We start from the raw sequence: 17,789 nt of genomic DNA, 5'->3' as shown, positions 1-17,789 counted from the left end.
TATCGATAAAACCGTTCTTTAACCGCTCAGGAGCCCTGCATGAAAGCGCCTCGCGTCACCCTGGATCAGTGGCGAACCCTCCAGGCCGTGGTCGATCACGGCGGATTCGCCCAGGCCGCCGAAGCCCTGCACCGTTCCCAATCCTCGGTCAGCTACACCGTGGCGCGCATGCAGACGCAACTGGGCGTCCCCCTGCTGCGCATCGACGGGCGCAAGGCCGTGCTCACCGAAGCCGGCGACATGCTGCTGCGACGTTCGCGGCAACTGGTCAAGCAGGCCAGCCAGCTCGAGGACCTGGCCCATCACATGGAACAGGGCTGGGAAGCCGAAGTGCGCCTGGTGGTCGATGCCGCCTACCCCAGCGCCCGGCTGGTTCGGGCCCTGGCCGCCTTCGTGCCGCAGAGCCGGGGTTGCCGGGTCCGTCTGCGCGAAGAAGTACTGTCAGGTGTCGAGGAAGTGCTCAAGGACGGCATCGCCGACCTGGCCATCAGCAGCCTCAACCTGCAGGGCTACCTGGGCACCGAACTGAGCGCCGTGGAATTCGTCGCCGTCGCACACCCTCAGCATGCCCTGCACCGCCTCGATCGCCAGCTCACCTTCCAGGACCTGGAAAGCCAGCTGCAGGTGGTGATCCGCGATTCTGGGCGTGCACAGCCGCGCGACGTCGGCTGGCTCGGTGCCGAACACCGCTGGACGGTGGGCAGCCTCGGCACAGCCGCAACCTTCGTCGGCAGTGGGCTGGGGTTCGCCTGGCTGCCGCGGCACATGATCGAACGCGAATTGCGCGAAGGCCTGCTCAAGCCTCTGCCGCTGGACCAGGGCGGCAGCCGTCATCCCCTGTTCTACCTGTATGCCAGCAAGGACAAGGCCCTGGGCCCGGCCACGCAGATCCTGATCGACCTGCTGCACCGTTTCGACACCGCCCCGCTGGACGTGCCCTTCGTCGCGCCTGCTCAGGCCTGACGTTCGGAACGCCTGACGACTGACAGGGTCGGACAGTGAGGGCATGCCGGGACGGTCACATCGTGTCACAGCTTAAGCCACTGGCCGCCTGACAACGCGCCACGCGTGACTGGCGGTAGTCGGCGTTTCGCGGCACCCTACCCGCGTCATCGCCGCGTCTGGCCAGGCCCGTCCGGCAAGCGCGGTGGCCGTATCCATTTCCCAAGGACCCTTGAACCCATGTTGAAACCCCTTTTCCTGGCTGCCTGCTCGCTCGCCTTCGCCACCCATGCCCTGGCTTCCGACAAGCAGCCGCACGTCCAGCTGAGCACCAGCCTGGGCACCATCGAGATCGAACTGGATGCCGAAAAGGCCCCGGTCAGCACCCAGAACTTCCTGGCCTACGTCGACAGCGGTTTCTACAACAACACGATCTTCCACCGCGTGATTCCAGGCTTCATGGTGCAAGGCGGTGGTTTCACCACCCAGATGGAGCAGAAGCCGACGCGTGACCCGATCCGCAACGAGGCCAGCAACGGGCTGCACAACACTCGCGGCACCCTGGCCATGGCACGCACCGCCAACCCGAACTCGGCCACCAGCCAGTTCTTCATCAACGTCGCTGACAACGCTTTCCTCGACCCTGGCCGGGATGCGGGTTATGCCGTGTTCGGCAAGGTGACCAAGGGCATGGAGGTGGTCGACCAGATCGTCCACGCCCCCACCGGCATGCAGAAAGGCATGCGCGACGTACCCAAGGATCCCATCCTGATCCAGTCGGCCAAGCGCCTCGACTGAACCGGGGTATCACACGGACGTGAACGACCCCGGTCGCGCTGAACAGGAGCCCAGATGTCCAAGCTGTATCGCCGTTTCGAGCAATTGATCGATATCTTCCGCGAGGCGCCCACCGAGGCGCCGCCTGGCAAGGTATTGCCGTTCTACCTCTACTACCTGCGTCAGGTCTGGCCCAGCTTCGTCGCTTTGCTGGTGGTCGGGCTGGTGGCCTCGTTGATCGAGGTGGCGATGTTCAGCTTCCTCAGCCGCATCATCGACCTGGCCCAGGGCACCCCTGACCCCGGCTTCTTCAGCGCCCATGCCGGCGAACTGACCTGGATGCTGGTGGTGGTGCTGGTGCTGCGGCCGATCTTCTTCGGCCTGCACGACCTGCTGGTGCACCAGACCATCAACCCTGGCATGACCAGCCTGATCCGCTGGCAGAACCACACCTATGTGCTCAAGCAGAGCCTGAATTTCTTCCAGAACGACTTCGCCGGCCGCATCGCCCAGCGCATCATGCAGACCGGCAACTCGCTGCGCGATTCTGCGGTGCAGGCGGTGGACGCGCTGTGGCACGTGCTGGTCTATGCCATGAGCGCGCTGGTGCTGTTCGCCGAGGCCGACTGGCGCCTGATGCTGCCGCTGCTGGCCTGGATCGTCCTGTACATCGCTGCGTTGATGCACTTCGTGCCGCGGGTCAAGGCACGCTCGGTGGACTCGTCCGATGCCCGCTCGCGGCTGATGGGGCGCATCGTCGATGGCTACACCAACATCATCACGCTCAAGCTGTTCGCGCACACCGACCACGAGCGCCAGTACGCGCGCGAGGCGATCCGCGAGCAGACCGAGAAGACCCAGCTGGCCTCGCGGGTGATCACCAGCATGGACGTGGTCATCACCACGCTCAACGGCCTGCTGGTGGTGCTCACCACCGGCCTGGCGCTGTGGCTGTGGAGTCGCTCGCTGATCAGCGTTGGCGCCATCGCCCTGGCGACCGGCCTGGTGATCCGCATCGTCAACATGTCCGGCTGGATCATGTGGGTGGTCAACGGCATCTTCGAGAACATCGGTATGGTACAGGACGGGCTGCGCACCATCGCCCAGCCGGTGACGGTGACCGACCGGCCCGATGCCCCACCGCTGCAGGTGCGGCGCGGCGAGGTGCGTTTCGAACACGTGGCCTTCCACTACGGCCAGGGCAACAAGGTGATCGACGGGCTGGACCTGCAGATCCGACCGGGGGAGAAGATCGGCCTGATCGGCCCATCGGGTGCCGGCAAGTCGACCTTGGTCAACCTGCTGCTGCGCCTGTACGACCTGGACGGCGGACGGATCCTGATCGACGGTCAGGACATCGCCCATGTCAGCCAGGCCAGCCTGCGTGCGCAGATCGGCATGATCACCCAGGACACGTCGCTGCTGCACCGCTCGATCCGGGAGAACCTGCGCTATGGCCGGCCGGAGGCTAGCGAAGAAGAGGTCTGGGCGGCCGTGCGTGGCGCGCGGGCCGACGGGTTCATCCCGCTGCTGTCCGATGCCGAAGGGCGCACGGGCTTCGACGCACACGTCGGCGAGCGTGGCGTGAAGCTGTCCGGCGGTCAGCGTCAGCGCATCGCGATCGCCCGCGTGCTGCTGAAGAACGCTCCCATCCTGATCATGGACGAAGCCACCTCGGCGCTGGATTCGGAAGTCGAGGCCGCGATCCAGGAAAGCCTCGAAACGCTGATGCAGGGCAAGACGGTGATCGCCATCGCCCACCGCCTGTCGACCATCGCGCGCATGGACCGGCTGGTGGTGCTGGAGCAGGGCCAGATCGTGGAAATCGGCAGCCATGCCGAGCTGCTGGCCAAGGGCGGGCTGTATGCGCGCCTGTGGCAGCATCAGACCGGTGGCTTCGTCGGGGTCGATTGAGCAGGCCAGGGTTGTCTGGCGAGGTGGCTGGCCGCACAATGCGCGCCTGGCACCTCGCCGGGGCTGGCGCCCGCATCACGTGGCCGCCCTGCCCGCTCCGCCCCCTTCCGCTTCGCCGCAGGAACCCGCATGAAACTGGACAAACCCTCTGCCATCGCCCGTCGCAACGAAACGCTGACGCGCCCGGTGCTTACCCGCGACAACACCCTGTTCGCGATCCTCGACCCCAAGCGCCAGCTGTGGTGGTTCGAAGTCCCTGTCGCGCTGCTGCGCAAGGGGCAGCCGGACTGGGTCAACCTGCTGTTGCACACGCCGGACACCGACACCCTGCAACACCTGAAAGTCCCGGTGAATTTCCTGCGGGCGCATCAGGAGCAGATGGAAGTGCGCAACGCCGGCAAGCGCCGTTCGACCATCAGCCTGGCGCTGAGCGCCGACCGCGACTCCCTGCTGCGCGACACCCGTCCCGGTGGCGAGCAGCTGGACTTCGCGCCGTTCGTGCAGGCCTGATCAGGCCCGCTCGATGCGGTCGTCATGGATGACGATACGCCCCTGCTTGAACAGGCCGCCGATGGCCTTCTTGAAGTTGCCCTTGCTGACACCGAACAGGCGGCTGATCACCTCGGGGGCGCTCTTGTCGGACACCTCGAGCGTGCCACCGGCCTCGTCCAGGCGCGTCAGGATCTGCTGCTGCAAGTCATCGGACAGCGCCTGACCGACCGGCTGCAGGCTCAACGACACCTTGCCGTCGCTGCGCACCTCCTTGATGAAGCCGCTTTCCTGCATGCCCGAGCGCAGGAACTTGAACACTTCGTTCTTGTGGATCAGGCCCCAGTGGCGGTCTTCGATGATCGCCTTGAAGCCCATCGGCGTCTCGCCGGCGATCAGCAGCCGCACGGCCTGACCAGGCGCGTAGTTGGCCGGTGTGCGGTCCAGGTAGCGGTCCAGCCGCGCCGTGGCGGTGATGCGCCGGGTGCGCTTGTCGAGGTAGGCATGCACCACGCAGTAGTCGCCGATCTTCAGCGGGCGCTGCTCTTCGGAGTACGGCATCAGGAGGTCCTTGGACAGGCCCCAGTCGAGGAAGATGCCGGCGTTGTTGATGTCCTTGACCTTGAGGCTGGCGAAGCCGCCGACCTGCAGCTTGGGCTTTTCGGTCGTGGCGATCAGCTGGTCCTCGCTGTCGAGGTAGATGAACACGTTCAGCCAGTCGTCGACCTCGGTCGGGGTGTCCTTCGGGATGTAGCGACGTGGCAAGAGGATCTCGCCGTCGGCGCCACCGTCCAGGTACAGGCCGAAGTCCGTGTGTTTCACGATTTGCAAACTGTTGAAGCGCCCGAGCAGAGCCATAACCGATAAATCCTCCAGACAAGGCCGCCATTCTACACCCGAACCGGGGACACTGCCCGAACCGTGGTGGAACCGTCCCGACCAGCGCCCGTCTACACCTGGGCATGCCCTGGCCAGGAGTCGCCCATGCCCACTCGCCTTTCGCTTCGCCTACGCGCCCTGCTGCTGACCGTCCTCGTGCTGTCGAGCCTGGCGGCCTGCAGCCGCATCGACCTGGCCTACCGCAACCTCGACGTCCTGGTGCCCTGGTCGCTGAACGACTACCTGGACATGGACCGCGAGCAGAAGCGCTGGCTCGACCAGCGCCTGCACCAGCACCTGGCCTGGCATTGCCAGACCCAGCTGCCGGGTTATCTGCACTGGCTCGACCGCGTGCGCACGATGGTGGCCCAGAATGCCGTCACCGACGCTGCCTTGCGCCAGCGCACCGAGGAGGCACGCGAGGCCATCGGGCGGGTCGCCGAAGCGATCACCCCCTCGGCCACCGAATTGCTGGCCGGTTTGAGCGACGCACAGGTGGGCGAGCTGCGCGAGGCCTTCGCCAAGGACATCCGTGAGCGGCGGGCCGAGTACGTCGACACCCCCTTGGCGCAGCAGATCGACGAACGTGCCGAGCGCATGGAGAAACGCCTCAAGCCGTGGCTGGGTGCGCTCAGCCCGGCCCAGCACCAGCGCGTGGTGCAGTGGTCGCAGGCGCTGGGCGACCAGAACCGCGCCTGGATCACCAACCGCGCCGAATGGCAGCAACAGCTGCTGTCGGCCGTCGAGCAGCGCCAGACCCCGGGCTTCGCGGCACGAATGGCGCAACTGCTGCAACACAAGGACAGCCTCTGGACGCCTGCATACCGTCAGGCTTTCGAGCAGACCGAAACCCAGGCGCGCAGCCTGATGGTCGACCTGCTTCAGGACAGCTCGCCCGAGCAGCGCCAGCGCCTCCAGAACCGACTGGACAAGGTGCGCCAGGACTTCAGCGCGCTGAAGTGCCTCAAGGAGGCGTGATGCACACCGTGAACGATGGCAATCATCGGGGTGGTAGGTGGCCTGGGTCAAAATCTGGGGAAGCGGGCTTGCCTGTGGGATAGGCGATGACGGATCGGACGCCATCGCGGGCAAGCCCGCTCCCACAAGCTGCTTGCGCAGCCATGCCTAGGCCGAAGGCTGCAGAGATCTGGGTGGGAGCTGGCTTGCCAGCGATAGGCGCCGCCTGCGTCGCGGGCAAGCCCACACATCAGCCCATGCGGTCGGGCATGTACCCAGTAGAAAAAGACAGTTGCTCCCATAGTCCCCTGTGGGAGCGGGCTTGCCCGCGATGGCGTCAGGTCCGCCACCGCCTGCATCACAGATAACCCCATCCCAACCGAGAAATCGATTCGACCTGCCAGAGCCCCCATGCGACCCAAACGGCAGGAGTCGCGTACACTCCCGGGCCGACGCCCACCAGGCGCTTCTTTCTGCCGGAGTTTCGTGTGCCCCCGATCGCCCTCGCCCGTCTGCTGACCCTCGCCGCCGTCTGGGGTGCCAGCTTTCTCTTCATGCGCATCATCGCGCCCGAGCTGGGCACCGTGCCCACGGCGTTCTTCCGGGTGGCGATCGCCTGCCTGGGCCTGTTGCTGATCCTGGGCGTGGCCGGGGTGAAATGGCGCTTCGAGGGCAAGCTGACGGTCTGCATCGTGCTGGGCATGATCAACTCGGGCATCCCTGCGACCCTCTACTCAGTCGCCGCGCAGGTACTGCCCGCCGGCTACTCGGCCATCTTCAACGCCACCACGCCGCTGATGGGCGTGCTGATCGGCGTGCTGTGCTTCAAGGAGCCCATGACCCTGGCCAAGCTGGGCGGCATCTTTCTCGGTCTGCTGGGCGTCGGCATCCTCAGCGGCGCCGGGCCGGTGGCACTGGACGCCCACCTGTTGCAAGGCGCCCTGGCCTGCCTGGGGGCCACCACGTGCTATGGCTTTGCAGGCTACCTGGCACGTCGCTGGGTCGGTGGCCTGGACAGTCGGCTGGCGGCCCTGGGCAGCATGCTGGGCGCCACGCTACTGCTGACACCGCTGTTCGCCTGGAGCGTCTTCACCCAACCGCCGGCGCACTGGGGCGGTTGGGCGGTGTGGCTGTCGCTGCTTGGCCTGGGGCTGATCTGCACGGCGTTCGCCTACATCCTGTACTTCCGCCTGCTGGCCGAGATCGGCCCGGTCAAGGCCAGCACCGTGACCTTTCTGATCCCGGTGTTTGGCGTGTTGTGGGGCGCCTGGTTGCTGGGTGAACCGTTGTCCTGGGCCCATGCCTATGGTGGGGCGCTGATCGCAGCGGCGCTGTGGCTGGTACTGAAACCCTCGAAGATGCGGTAGTCGCCTGTCGCTGAGAGGTACGTTTTGTGATGCACGGCCGATACACAGCCGCACGATTGCGGCTACCCTGTGGGTGCGACTCCCGGCACCGCCTCTGGCGCCATCTCTCAGCGACTTTTTAGACAGGGATACTCACCATGGGCACTTGGGCACTACACGCATTCGGCAACGACGAAGCCGCTGACTTTCTCGACGACCTGACCGCCAAGGGCGACCTCGAACTGGTCACCCAGGCCGTGCAGGACGCGGTCGAGCAGGAAGATTATCTGGAGGCCCCTTCGGCCGAGCTGGCCCTGGCGGCGATCGAGGTACTCTGCGCACTGCGCGGCAGCCCGTCACCCCTCTTCCTGGCGCAGAAAGACTTGCCTGAATGGTTGAACGCGCAGGCTGGGCGCGACGCGCAGGTGTCGAACGATACCGCCCTGCAGGCCATCGACCGGCTGCTGGGTGGGTCGTCGGAACTGGCGGAGCTGTATGAGGAATCCGACAAGAACGACGCCTGGCGTGACGGCGTACTGGCGCTGCGCGAGCGCGTGGCGGAGCTGGCCGTCGAACCTCAGCGTCGGGCCCAGGCGGGCCGCTGAACGACGCTGGGGCCAGGGCCGCTTCCCAGGTTCGACACGTACGTCGACGCCGCGAGGGAAGCCGCCCTGGGACGCTGGAATCAGAACAACCAGCGGAACAACAGGTACGCCACCACCACCGCCAGTACCGGCCGCAGCACGCGGTAGGCCTTCGGATTGGCGCGCTTGAACGTCTTGACGCGACCACTGATGCGATTGCTGAAGCGCTTGCTCCAGGCATACGCCTGGTTGATGCCGCCCACGCGTTCGTCGTCGGTGTTCTGCGGTGCGGTGGCGCGGCCGAGGAAGGCACTGACCTTGCGGTTGATGCGGGTCATCAGCGGGCTGGTGAGCGGCCGTTCCACATCGCAGAACAGGATCACGCGGGTCACGTCGGTCTCGTTCTTGACCCAGTGCACGAAAGTCTCGTCGAACATCACGTCCTGCCCATCGCGCCAGGCATAGGGCTCGCCATCGACGTAGATCCGGCAGTTGTCGGAGTTCGGCGTGGACAAGCCCAGGTGGTAACGCAGCGAACCGGCGAACGGGTCACGGTGCGGGTTCAGGTGACTGCCGCCGGGCAGCAGCGCGAACATCGCGCCCTTGACGTTGGGGATGCGATTGACCAGCTCCACAGTGCGCGGGCACAGCGCTTCGGCCGACGGCAGCGGCTTGTCGTACCACTTCAGGTAGAACCGCTTCCAGCCTTTCTTGAAGAACGAGCCGAACCCGGCATCGTTGTCCTTCTCGGCGGCACGGATGTAGCCCTCGTCGAACAGGCGCATGGCCTCTTCGCGGATTTCCTGCCAGTTGTCCTTGAGGATGTCCAGCTCGGGGAAGCGGCTGCGGTCCAGGTACGGCTTGGATGGCACGCCGGAAAAGAGATACATCAAGCTGTTGTACGGCGCGAACAGCGCCGAATGATTGACGAACTGGCGCAGCACCGGCAGACGCGCCTTGCCGCGCAGGTGCACGAACAGGACGCTGCCGAAGAACACCAGCAGCACAGCCGCCTTGATGGCGAATGAAACGGTCATGCGACACTCCTTCGGGAACAAGCAAGCGATGACGGCCTGCCTGGGAAATCAGCCGTGCATCATAAACCCATCCGAGGCCGGTAAGAACAGCCCAGGCCATCGAGCGGACGGGCGATGATGCACTGGCGCTGGCGCCCGTGCCTTGCGCCAGAGCAATGACCACGCACCTGCCACCGATCGCGACAGGCCGGTCACGCCTGTATTACGGCTGCATTTCCTGCTCGGTGAACAGGTCGCTGAACAGCATGCTCGACAGGTAGCGCTCGCCCGAGTCGGGCAGGATCACCACGATCGTCTTGCCCTGCATCTCGGGCTTCTCGGCCAAGCGGGCCGCTGCGGCCATCGCCGCGCCACAGGAGATGCCACAGAGAATCCCCTCCTCCTGCATCAGTCGCCGGGCCATGGCCTTGGCTTCCTCGTCGCCGACGGTCTCGACCTGGTCGACCAGCGACAGGTCCAGGTTGCCCGGCACGAAACCGGCGCCGATGCCCTGGATCTTGTGCGGGCTGGGGGTCAGCGGCTCACCGGCCAGGGCCTGGGTGATCAGTGGCGAGCTGATCGGCTCCACCGCCACCGACAGGATCGGCTTGCCCTGGGTGTGCTTGATGTAGCGGGAAATGCCGGTCAGCGTACCGCCGGTGCCGACGCCGGCGACCAGCACGTCCACCGCGCCGTCGGTGTCGTTCCAGATTTCGGGGCCCGTGGTCTTTTCGTGGATGGCCGGGTTGGCCGGGTTGTCGAACTGGCCCGGCATGAAATACTGCGCCGGGTCGCTGGCCAGCAGCTCCTCGGCTTTCTCGATGGCCCCTTTCATGCCCTTGGTCGGTTCGGTCAGCACCAGTTCGGCGCCCAGGGCCTTGAGCACCTTGCGCCGCTCCAGGCTCATCGAGGCCGGCATGGTGAGCATGAGCTTGTAGCCGCGGGCGGCCGCGACGAAGGCCAGGCCGATACCGGTATTGCCCGAGGTGGGTTCGACGATGGTCATGCCGGGCTTGAGCTTGCCACTGGTTTCCGCCTCCCAGATCATGTTCGCGCCGATCCGGCACTTGACCGAGTAGCCGGGGTTGCGCCCTTCGATCTTGGCCAGCAGGGTCACCCCGCGCGGGCCGATGCGGTTGATCTGCACCAACGGCGTGTTGCCGATGGAGTGGGCATTGTCAGCGTAGATACGGCTCATGGCAGGTCCTTGTAACCGTGCGGGAAAACCCAAAGGGTAAGCCTGCCCGTGCGGAGCGTAAAGCCCACCAGAACTCCCCTCTCCCGCTCAAGGTCCACCACATACCTGTCCTGGAGAGCCTTCGATGAAAGGTCGATACCGTTGGCCGCTGATCGGTCTGCTGAGTCTCGCGTTGCTGCTGCTGATCGTGCACCTGGCCCTGCCCTCGCTGGTGCGAAACTCCCTCAACGACAAGCTGGCCGACATGGGCGAGTACCGCGGCCAGGTGCAGGACGTGGACCTGGCCTGGTGGCGCGGCGCCTACCAGATCAAGGGCCTGAAGATCGTCAAGACCACCGGCAAGGTTCCGGTACCGCTGCTGGAGGCACCGCTGATCGACCTGTCGGTGAGCTGGAAGGCCTTGTGGGAAGACCATGCGGTAGTGGCCGAGGTGACCTTCGATCAGCCGGTGCTCAACTTCGTCGACGGCGGCAGCCGACAGAACTCGCAGACCGGCCGTGGCACCGACTGGCGCCAGCAGCTGGACAAACTGCTGCCCATCACCTTGAACGAAGTGCGCATCCAGCACGGGACGCTGAGCTTTCGCAACTTCAACAGCAAACCTCAGGTGAACCTCAAGGCCACGCAACTGGAGGCCAGTATCCGTAACCTGACCAACGTGCGTGACCAGCAAGGGCGTCGCGATGCCAGCTTCGAGGCGAAGGCCCGGTTGTTCGGCGACGCGCGGGTCGACAGTACCGCAACGTTCGATCCGTTCAGCGATTTCGATGACTTCGAGTTCCGTCTGCGTGCCACGGACATCCAACTGCGCAAGATCAACGACTTCGCCAGCGCCTATGGCAAGTTCGACTTCAATGCCGGGCATGGCGACCTGGTGATCGAGGCCCAGGCCGAAAACGGCCGCCTGAACGGTTACATCAAGCCGTTGCTGCGCGATGTGGACGTCTTTAATTGGCAGCAGGACGTCGAGGACAAGGACAAAGGTTTCTTCCGCTCGATCTGGGAGGCCGTGGTCGGCGGCACCGAAAGCGTGCTGAAGAATCAGCCCAAGAACCAGTTCGCCACGCGCGTGGAGCTGAGCGGCAACGTGCACCAGCAGGACATCAGTGCGCTGGAGGCTTTCCTGCAGATTCTGCGCAATGGGTTCGTGAAGGCCTTCAATGCGCGGTACGAGCAGCCCAAGCCGGAGGCGTCGTGAAGGTGGTTTGGAGCGTAGCGGTAACGTGGGAGATGGAGTCGTTTGACTTGGTGGGCCCTGCGGGCCCAATCGCGGCCGGTCCGGCGCCCCGGCTGGGGCCCACAGGTGACCGCGATAGCCTGCAACCCCGCGGTGGAACTACGGGTGTAGGAGCGGCCCCTGTGCCGCGATGGGCCGCAAAGCGGCCCTAAATCGATCAGCAATGAAGCTTCGGATCCTGCCAGCTATCGTCATGTTCTCTGCGATAGCGCGGCGCCAAGGCGGCGGGCGGACTCCCATAGGTGACCGCGATAGCCTGCAGCCCCGCTGTGGGACTACGGGTGAGCGGCTCCTGTCGGGGTGCCCTGCCCGGCTCAGGCATTCCCCACCCTGGGTCGCCACGCTATAGTCGGACCCATCCATCCAGGCGCCCCCTGTGCGCGCCGGTCACCCAAGGAGCCCTGCATGAAGTTCGAAGGCACCTCTGCCTACATCGCCACCGATGATCTGAAGCTGGCCGTGAACGCCGCCATCACCCTGGAGCGCCCCTTGCTGATCAAGGGCGAGCCCGGGACCGGCAAGACCTTGCTGGCCGAGCAACTGGCCGACGCCTTCGGGACCCGCCTGATCACCTGGCACATCAAGTCCACCACCAAGGCCCAGCAAGGCCTGTACGAGTACGATGCGGTCAGCCGTCTGCGGGATTCGCAGTTGGGCGTGGACAAGGTCCATGACGTGCGCAACTACCTGAAGAAGGGCAAGCTCTGGGAGGCGTTCGAGGCCGAGGAGCGCGTGGTGTTGCTGATCGACGAGATCGACAAGGCCGATATCGAGTTCCCCAACGACCTGTTGCAGGAACTCGACCGCATGGAGTTCTATGTCTACGAAACCGGCGAGACCATCAAGGCTCGACACCGCCCGATCATCATCATTACCTCCAACAACGAAAAGGAGCTGCCGGACGCCTTCCTGCGTCGTTGCTTCTTCCACTACATCGCCTTCCCCGACCGCGCCACCTTGCAGCGGATCGTCGACGTGCACTTCCCCACCATCCGTCAGACGCTGGTCAACGAAGCGCTGGAGGTGTTCTTCGATGTGCGCAAGGTCCCGGGCCTGAAGAAAAAACCCTCGACCTCGGAGCTGGTCGACTGGCTCAAGCTGCTGATGGCCGACGACATCGGCGAGGCCGTGCTGCGCGAGCGCGATCCGACCAAGGCCATCCCGCCCCTGGCCGGCGCGCTGGTGAAGAACGAACAGGACGTGCACCTGCTCGAACGCCTGGCGTTCATGAGTCGGCGCGGCCACCGCTGACGGGAGCTGACCATGCTGCTCAACCTGTTCAACGAACTGCGCGCGGCCAAGGTGCCGGTCTCGCTGCGCGAACTGCTCGACCTGATGGCAGCGCTGCAACGGCACGTGGCGTTCGCCGACATGGACGCATTCTATTTCCTGGCGCGCACGATCCTGGTCAAGGACGAGCGGCATTTCGACAAGTTCGACCGGGCATTCGCGGCCTACTTCCATGGCCTGGAGCGGCTCGACGAGCACCTGGAAGCGCTCATTCCGGACGAATGGCTGCGCAAGACGTTCGAGCGCTCGCTCAGCCCCGAGGAGCGCGAGCAGATCCAGTCGCTGGGCGGTCTGGACGCCTTGATCGAAGCGTTCAAGCAGCGCCTGGATGAACAGAAGACACGTCACGCCGGCGGCAATAAGTGGATCGGCACGGGTGGCACCAGCCCGTTCGGTTCGGGCGGCTACAACCCTGAAGGCATTCGCGTGGGCGATGCCGGCCAACGGCAGGGCAAGGCGGTGAAGGTCTGGGAGCAGCGCGAATACCGCAACCTCGACGCCCAGGTCGAGCTGGGCACGCGCACGATCAAGCTGGCCCTGCGACGCCTGCGCCAGTTCGCCCGTGACGGCGCGGCCGAGGAGCTGGACATTGACGGCACCATCGACCAGACCGCCCGCGACGCCGGCCTGCTGAACATCCAGATGCGCCCCGAGCGGCGCAACACGGTGAAGCTGTTGCTGCTGTTCGACATCGGCGGCTCGATGGACGCCCATGTGCGGGTCTGCGAAGAGCTGTTCTCGGCGTGCCGGAGCGAGTTCAAGCACCTGGAGTCCTATTACTTTCACAACTGCGTCTACGAGACGCTGTGGAAGGACAACCTGCGGCGTGATGTCGAGCGGGTGTCGACCTTCGATCTGCTGCACACCTATGGGGAGGACTACAAGGTGGTGTTCGTCGGCGATGCCTCGATGGCGCCCTACGAGATCACCCAACCGGGCGGCAGTGTCGAGCACTGGAACGAGGAAGCCGGGCATGTCTGGCTGCGGCGGTTCGTCGAGCGGTTCGGCAAGCTGGTGTGGATCAATCCCTACCCGCGGGAGACCTGGGGCTACAGCGCGTCGAATGCACTGGTACGCGAGGTGATAGGCGAGCGGATGTATCCGTTGAGCCTGCAGGGGCTGGAGGATGCGATGCGCTACTTGGCCAAGTAGCGTGGGGCACAGGCGCGTATGCCGTCGAGCGATTGGGTCGGCCGACGGGTCTGCGGCCCCTGCGGGCCCGATCGCGGGCAAGCCCGCTCCCACAGTACCGCGATCACTTGTACCACTGTGATGTAACTACAGGGTAGCGGCCCCTGCCAGGGCGCCGGCCACAATTGGGTCCGTCAGGGCCCACATTGGCACTTGGCAAAACCATAGACTCTTTCACAGGTCGACCGCAGCGCTGACGCTGCAGGGATCGCCTCCCTGCGTGTTCATCAGGATGTCGCTTGTCTGTGTGGGAGCGGGCTTGCCCGCGATCGGGCCCGCAGGGGCCGTAAATCCCGCGACGCCCTGCCCTGCCTACTGCGCCTCTTGCCACCGCCGCACGTACGCCTGTTGCTGCTCCCAGGCCTGTATCTGCACCACGGCCCTGAACCTCACCGGCTCGCCCGGCAGGCACTGCGCCAAGCGGGCCAGCGCCAGGGGCGTCAGGGCACCCAGGCGCGGGTAGCCGCCGATGGTCTGTCGATCGTTGAGCAGCACGATCGGCTGCCCGTCCGGCGGCACCTGCACCGCCCCGAGCGGAATGCCCTCGGAAATCATCGGCTCGCCCTGGTAGACCAGCGCCGGCCCGAGCAGGCGCACGCCCATGCGGTCGGCGCGGGTGTCGAGCGTCCAGGTCGCGTTGAAGGCCTCGAACACACTGGTCCCGCTGAAGGCCCCCAGTTGTGCGCCCATCACCACATCGAGCACGGGATACTCGGAGAGCGTGGGACGCCAGGCCGCTGGCACCGCCTGGCGGACAGCAGGTCCCGTCTCGCACTGCAGCACCTGCCCCTGGCTCAGGGCCTGGCCCTGGCCGTCGAGCCCACCCAGTGCCTCGCGTACCACCGTGGAAGCACTGCCCAGCACCGAGGGCGCCTGAAAGCCGCCCTTGCCCGCCAGGTACGCGCGGGCGCCCTGGCGCGGCTGCGTCAGGGTCAAGCGCTGCCCAGCAGACAGGGTGAAGCTGGACCAAGGGGCAATGGGCTGGCCGTCGACGCAGGCGCCCAGGTCGGCACCGGCCAGCGCCAAGCTGCACGAGGCTTCGGCCACGACGCAGAAACCACCCAGCGTCACTTCTACCACCGTGGCATTGAGGGGGTTGCCGAGCAGCCAGTTGGCCCAGCGCAAGGCGACCCAGTCCAGCGCGCCGCCCTGGGTAACGCCCAGGTGGCGGACGCCGAATCGGCCGCCATCCTGCAGTTGGCACAAGGCGGTGCTGGCCTCGATGTGCAAGCGGCTCATGGTCGGGTCTCCAAGGGGGTGTCATCGCCGCCCAGCGCCAGGAACCGGGCCTGGTCGATGGCGACGAAACGCACGCGATCGCCCGGCTGCAACAGGCTGTAGCCCTCGCGGTGGCGGTCGAACAGCGTCACCGGCGTGCGCCCGATGAGGTTCCAGCCCCCTGGTGACACGGCCGGGTAGGCGGCGGTCTGGCGCTCGGCAATGCCGACGCTGCCGGCAGCTACCCGCTGACGCGGCGTCGGCAGCCGTGGGCTGGCCAGGCGCTCATCGACCAGGCCCATGAAGCCGAAGCCCGGCGCGAAGCCCAGGGCGAACACCGGATAGTCGGTGCCGCTGTGCAGGGCGATCACTGCCTCGCGGGACAGGCCGGCGCGCCTAGCGATCAGGTCCAGCTCAGGGCCGACCTGGGGGTCGTACCAGACGGGAATCTCATGCCTCTGCCCCTCCATCTGATCGCTCGGCCGTACGTCGCGCAGTGCCTGCTCAATCAGGCGACGCGCTTCGAGGGGTGGCAGGTCGGTCTGGATCATGAGGGTGGTATAAGACGGCACCAAGTCGATCACGTGTCCGGCCAGGGCCGTGGACACGCAACGCGTGGCGGCCAGCAGCCAGGGCATGTTGTCCGGGTCGATGCGCTCGAACAGGCGCACCATGAAGGTATCGACCGCGACCACTTCCAGGCGCGGGGTCATGCTTGCTCCAGCGCATCGAGCGCTTCACGGATCTGCCGCACCGCGGCCACGGAGCCGGCATTGTCGCCATGCACGCACAGGGTACGGGCAGCCAGGTGCAAGGCGCTGCCATCGTCGGCCTCCAGGCAGTGGCCACGGGCCAGGCGCACGGCCTGTTCAACGACCTGGGCCGGATCGTGGTGCACCGCGCCCGGCAAGCGGCGCGAGCGCAGGTGCCCGCTGGCGGTATAGGCACGGTCGGCGAACGCCTCGAACCACAGGGTCATGCCCAGCTCGCCGCCCAGCGCCTGGGCGCAGCGGTCGTCGGCGGTGGCCATCAGCATCAGCGGCAGGTCGCGGTCATAGGCGCCCACGGCCTGCATGACCACGCGCAGGGTCTTGGGGTTGGCCATCATGTCGTTGTACAGCGCGCCATGGGGCTTGACGTAGGCCACGCGGGTGCCGACCGCCTTGCAGATACCGTCGAGCGCACCGATCTGGTAGTGCAGCAGATCGCGCAACTCGTCGGGGTCGCAGGCCAGGCTGCGACGGCCGAAGCCGACCAGGTCCGGGTAGGCCGGGTGCGCGCCGATGGTCACCCCGTGGGCCAGCGCCAGGGCCACGGTGCGGCGCATGACGCTCGGGTCACCGGCGTGGTAGCCGCAGGCGATGTTGGCGCAATCGATGTAGGGCATGACCTCGGCATCCAGGCCCATGTGCCAGGCGCCGAAGCTTTCGCCCATGTCGCAGTTCAGTAGCAGTCGTGGCACCGTTGGCTCCTTGGTCACGTGCGGTGGACAGTCGTCAGGCAGGCTGGACGTCGACGGCCGCCAGGGCCTGGTCCAGGTCGTCGATCAGGTCACGGGCGTCCTCCACGCCGACCGACAGGCGCAGCAGGTTTTCGCCGATCCCCATCTGCTGTTTCTGTTCGGGGCTCAGGGAATTGTGGGACATGGTCCAGGCATGGTTGACCATGCTTTCGACGCCGCCGAGGGAGTCGGCCAGCACGAAGATCGACAGCCGCCGGACCACCTGTTCGGCGCCGGCGCGGCCACCCTTGACCCGCAGCGCCACCACCGCGCCGCCAGCGCGCATCTGCCGTTGGCAGAGGGCGTGCTGGGGGTGGCTCGGCAAGCCGGGGTAGAACACCTGCTCGACCTGGGGATGCGCCTCGAGGAACTGCGCCACCTTCAGGGCATTGGCGCACTGGCGTTCCAGGCGGACGTCGAGGGTCTTCAGACCGCGCAGGGCCAGGTAGCAATCGAAGGGGCCCTGGATCGCGCCGACGGCCATGCTGATCTTGCGCAGCCGGGCCAGCAGCGTGTCATCCGCGGCCACCACCAGGCCGCCGATCAGGTCGGAGTGACCGCCGATGTACTTGCTCGCCGAATGCATGACCAGGTCCACGCCCAGGCGAATCGGCTGCTGGTTCCAGGGCGAGCAGAAGGTGTTGTCGATACAGGTCAGCACGCCTCGGGCACGCGCCAGGTCGCACAGCGCCCGGATGTCGACCAATTGCAGCAGCGGGTTGGTCGGCGACTCGATCCAGATCAGCCGGGTGTTCGGCCGGATCGCCGCCGCCACGGCCTGCAGGTCGTTGAGGTCGATGTAGCTGGTGGTCAGGCCGCTGGTGTGGGCGCGGTAGTCTTCCATCAGGCGGAAGGTGCCGCCATAGACGCCACGCATGACGATGACGTGAGCGTCCTTCGGCAACAGCTCGAGCACCGTGGCCGTGGCGTTCACGCCCGAGGCGCAGGCCACCGCGCCAGCACCCTCCTCCAGGGCCGCTACGCAGCTTTCATAGGCGTCGCGGGTCGGGTTGCGCACGCGGCTGTAGGCGTAGTCGGGGTGTTCGTCGAGGCTGCGCTTGGTGAACGAGCTGGCCGTGACGATGGGCGGGACGATGGCGTTGTCGGCGGCGCAGTGCGGATCGCCGGCGTGCAGCGTGCGGGTGGCGAAGTGACGGGGCTTGTCGGACATGGTCGGGCCTGTGGCGGGTCGGCGGTGAAGGGATTCACTATGGCATATTCGACGGCCAGTGTGAGGCGCAGGCCCGCTC

General features: G+C 66.1%; 17 protein-coding genes. 10 read left to right on the top strand and 7 right to left on the bottom strand.

All coding sequences use genetic code 11. The features are described from left to right. Window positions 1–39 precede the first annotated feature (39 nt). The 4 genes from APT63_05545 to APT63_05530 all read left to right on the top strand — a co-directional run bounded on the left by APT63_05545 (window position 40) and on the right by APT63_05530 (window position 4,143). Window positions 40–963: a LysR family transcriptional regulator gene (locus APT63_05545; GenBank protein ID AMA45137.1), complete on the top strand. Its 924-nt coding sequence runs from the start codon at window positions 40–42 to the stop codon at window positions 961–963. 219 nt (window positions 964–1,182) lie between these two features. Continuing rightward, the gene (locus APT63_05540; protein ID AMA45136.1) at window positions 1,183–1,740 is read left to right on the top strand and encodes a peptidylprolyl isomerase; all 558 of its coding nucleotides are present in this window, start codon (window positions 1,183–1,185) and stop codon (window positions 1,738–1,740) included. A 54-nt stretch (window positions 1,741–1,794) separates the two neighbouring features. Continuing rightward, a complete protein-coding gene (locus APT63_05535; protein ID AMA45135.1) occupies window positions 1,795–3,633 on the top strand; it encodes a multidrug ABC transporter ATP-binding protein in 1,839 nt (612 codons plus the stop codon). A 129-nt stretch (window positions 3,634–3,762) separates the two neighbouring features. After that, entirely contained in the window at window positions 3,763–4,143 is a 381-nt protein-coding gene (locus tag APT63_05530) for a hypothetical protein (protein AMA45134.1), read from the top strand. On the opposite strand, the gene APT63_05525 is transcribed toward APT63_05530, so the two are convergent. After that, on the bottom strand, window positions 4,144–4,980 hold the full coding sequence (locus APT63_05525) for a GntR family transcriptional regulator (GenBank protein ID AMA45133.1): 837 nt from the start codon (window positions 4,978–4,980) through the stop codon (window positions 4,144–4,146). Window positions 4,981–5,106: 126 nt separating this feature from the next. Here APT63_05525 and APT63_05520 point away from each other — a divergent pair, with 126 nt between their 5' ends. From APT63_05520 to APT63_05510, 3 genes are all read left to right on the top strand, one after another. Continuing rightward, the gene (locus tag APT63_05520) at window positions 5,107–5,979 is read left to right on the top strand and encodes a hypothetical protein (GenBank protein AMA45132.1); all 873 of its coding nucleotides are present in this window, start codon (window positions 5,107–5,109) and stop codon (window positions 5,977–5,979) included. 467 nt (window positions 5,980–6,446) lie between these two features. Further along, window positions 6,447–7,325: a multidrug DMT transporter permease gene (locus APT63_05515; GenBank protein AMA45131.1), complete on the top strand. Its 879-nt coding sequence runs from the start codon at window positions 6,447–6,449 to the stop codon at window positions 7,323–7,325. Between the two features lie 137 nt (window positions 7,326–7,462). After that, complete coding sequence (locus APT63_05510) at window positions 7,463–7,909, top strand: hypothetical protein (GenBank protein AMA45130.1); 447 nt, start codon at window positions 7,463–7,465, stop codon at window positions 7,907–7,909. Window positions 7,910–7,989: 80 nt separating this feature from the next. On the opposite strand, the gene APT63_05505 is transcribed toward APT63_05510, so the two are convergent. Together APT63_05505 and APT63_05500 are read right to left on the bottom strand one after the other, a co-directional pair. Next, window positions 7,990–8,925, bottom strand: a complete 936-nt coding sequence (locus tag APT63_05505; protein AMA45129.1) for an aspartyl beta-hydroxylase — start codon at window positions 8,923–8,925, stop codon at window positions 7,990–7,992. Window positions 8,926–9,127: 202 nt separating this feature from the next. Then, window positions 9,128–10,102, bottom strand: a complete 975-nt coding sequence (locus tag APT63_05500) for a cysteine synthase (protein ID AMA45128.1) — start codon at window positions 10,100–10,102, stop codon at window positions 9,128–9,130. A 124-nt stretch (window positions 10,103–10,226) separates the two neighbouring features. Here APT63_05500 and APT63_05495 point away from each other — a divergent pair, with 124 nt between their 5' ends. The 3 genes from APT63_05495 (at window position 10,227) to APT63_05485 (ending at window position 13,781) form a co-directional block, all read left to right on the top strand. Continuing rightward, on the top strand, window positions 10,227–11,300 hold the full coding sequence (locus tag APT63_05495; protein ID AMA45127.1) for a hypothetical protein: 1,074 nt from the start codon (window positions 10,227–10,229) through the stop codon (window positions 11,298–11,300). Window positions 11,301–11,744: 444 nt separating this feature from the next. Then, window positions 11,745–12,590: an AAA family ATPase gene (locus APT63_05490; protein AMA45126.1), complete on the top strand. Its 846-nt coding sequence runs from the start codon at window positions 11,745–11,747 to the stop codon at window positions 12,588–12,590. Window positions 12,591–12,602: 12 nt separating this feature from the next. Then, window positions 12,603–13,781, top strand: a complete 1,179-nt coding sequence (locus APT63_05485; protein AMA45125.1) for a hypothetical protein — start codon at window positions 12,603–12,605, stop codon at window positions 13,779–13,781. Between the two features lie 351 nt (window positions 13,782–14,132). Here the strand turns inward: APT63_05485 and APT63_05480 are convergent, their stop codons facing one another. The 4 genes from APT63_05480 to APT63_05465 all read right to left on the bottom strand — a co-directional run bounded on the left by APT63_05480 (window position 14,133) and on the right by APT63_05465 (window position 17,710). After that, window positions 14,133–15,059 carry an allophanate hydrolase gene (locus APT63_05480; protein ID AMA45124.1) on the bottom strand — a complete coding sequence of 309 codons (927 nt, stop codon included), beginning with the start codon at window positions 15,057–15,059 and terminating at the stop codon, window positions 14,133–14,135. Further along, on the bottom strand, window positions 15,056–15,751 hold the full coding sequence (locus APT63_05475) for an allophanate hydrolase (GenBank protein ID AMA45123.1): 696 nt from the start codon (window positions 15,749–15,751) through the stop codon (window positions 15,056–15,058). The genes APT63_05480 and APT63_05475 overlap by 4 nt, the downstream gene beginning before the upstream one ends. Then, window positions 15,748–16,473 (bottom strand): hypothetical protein, encoded by a 726-nt coding sequence (locus APT63_05470; GenBank protein AMA45122.1) that lies wholly within the window; start codon window positions 16,471–16,473, stop codon window positions 15,748–15,750. The genes APT63_05475 and APT63_05470 overlap by 4 nt, the downstream gene beginning before the upstream one ends. A 61-nt stretch (window positions 16,474–16,534) precedes the next feature. Beyond that, a complete protein-coding gene (locus APT63_05465) occupies window positions 16,535–17,710 on the bottom strand; it encodes a cystathionine beta-lyase (GenBank protein ID AMA45121.1) in 1,176 nt (391 codons plus the stop codon). Window positions 17,711–17,789: the final 79 nt, after the last annotated feature.

This window comes from Pseudomonas monteilii, from assembly GCA_001534745.1.
GTDB classification, from domain to species: domain Bacteria; phylum Pseudomonadota; class Gammaproteobacteria; order Pseudomonadales; family Pseudomonadaceae; genus Aquipseudomonas; species Aquipseudomonas alabamensis.
This window is presented reverse-complemented; position numbering and strand designations above follow the sequence as displayed.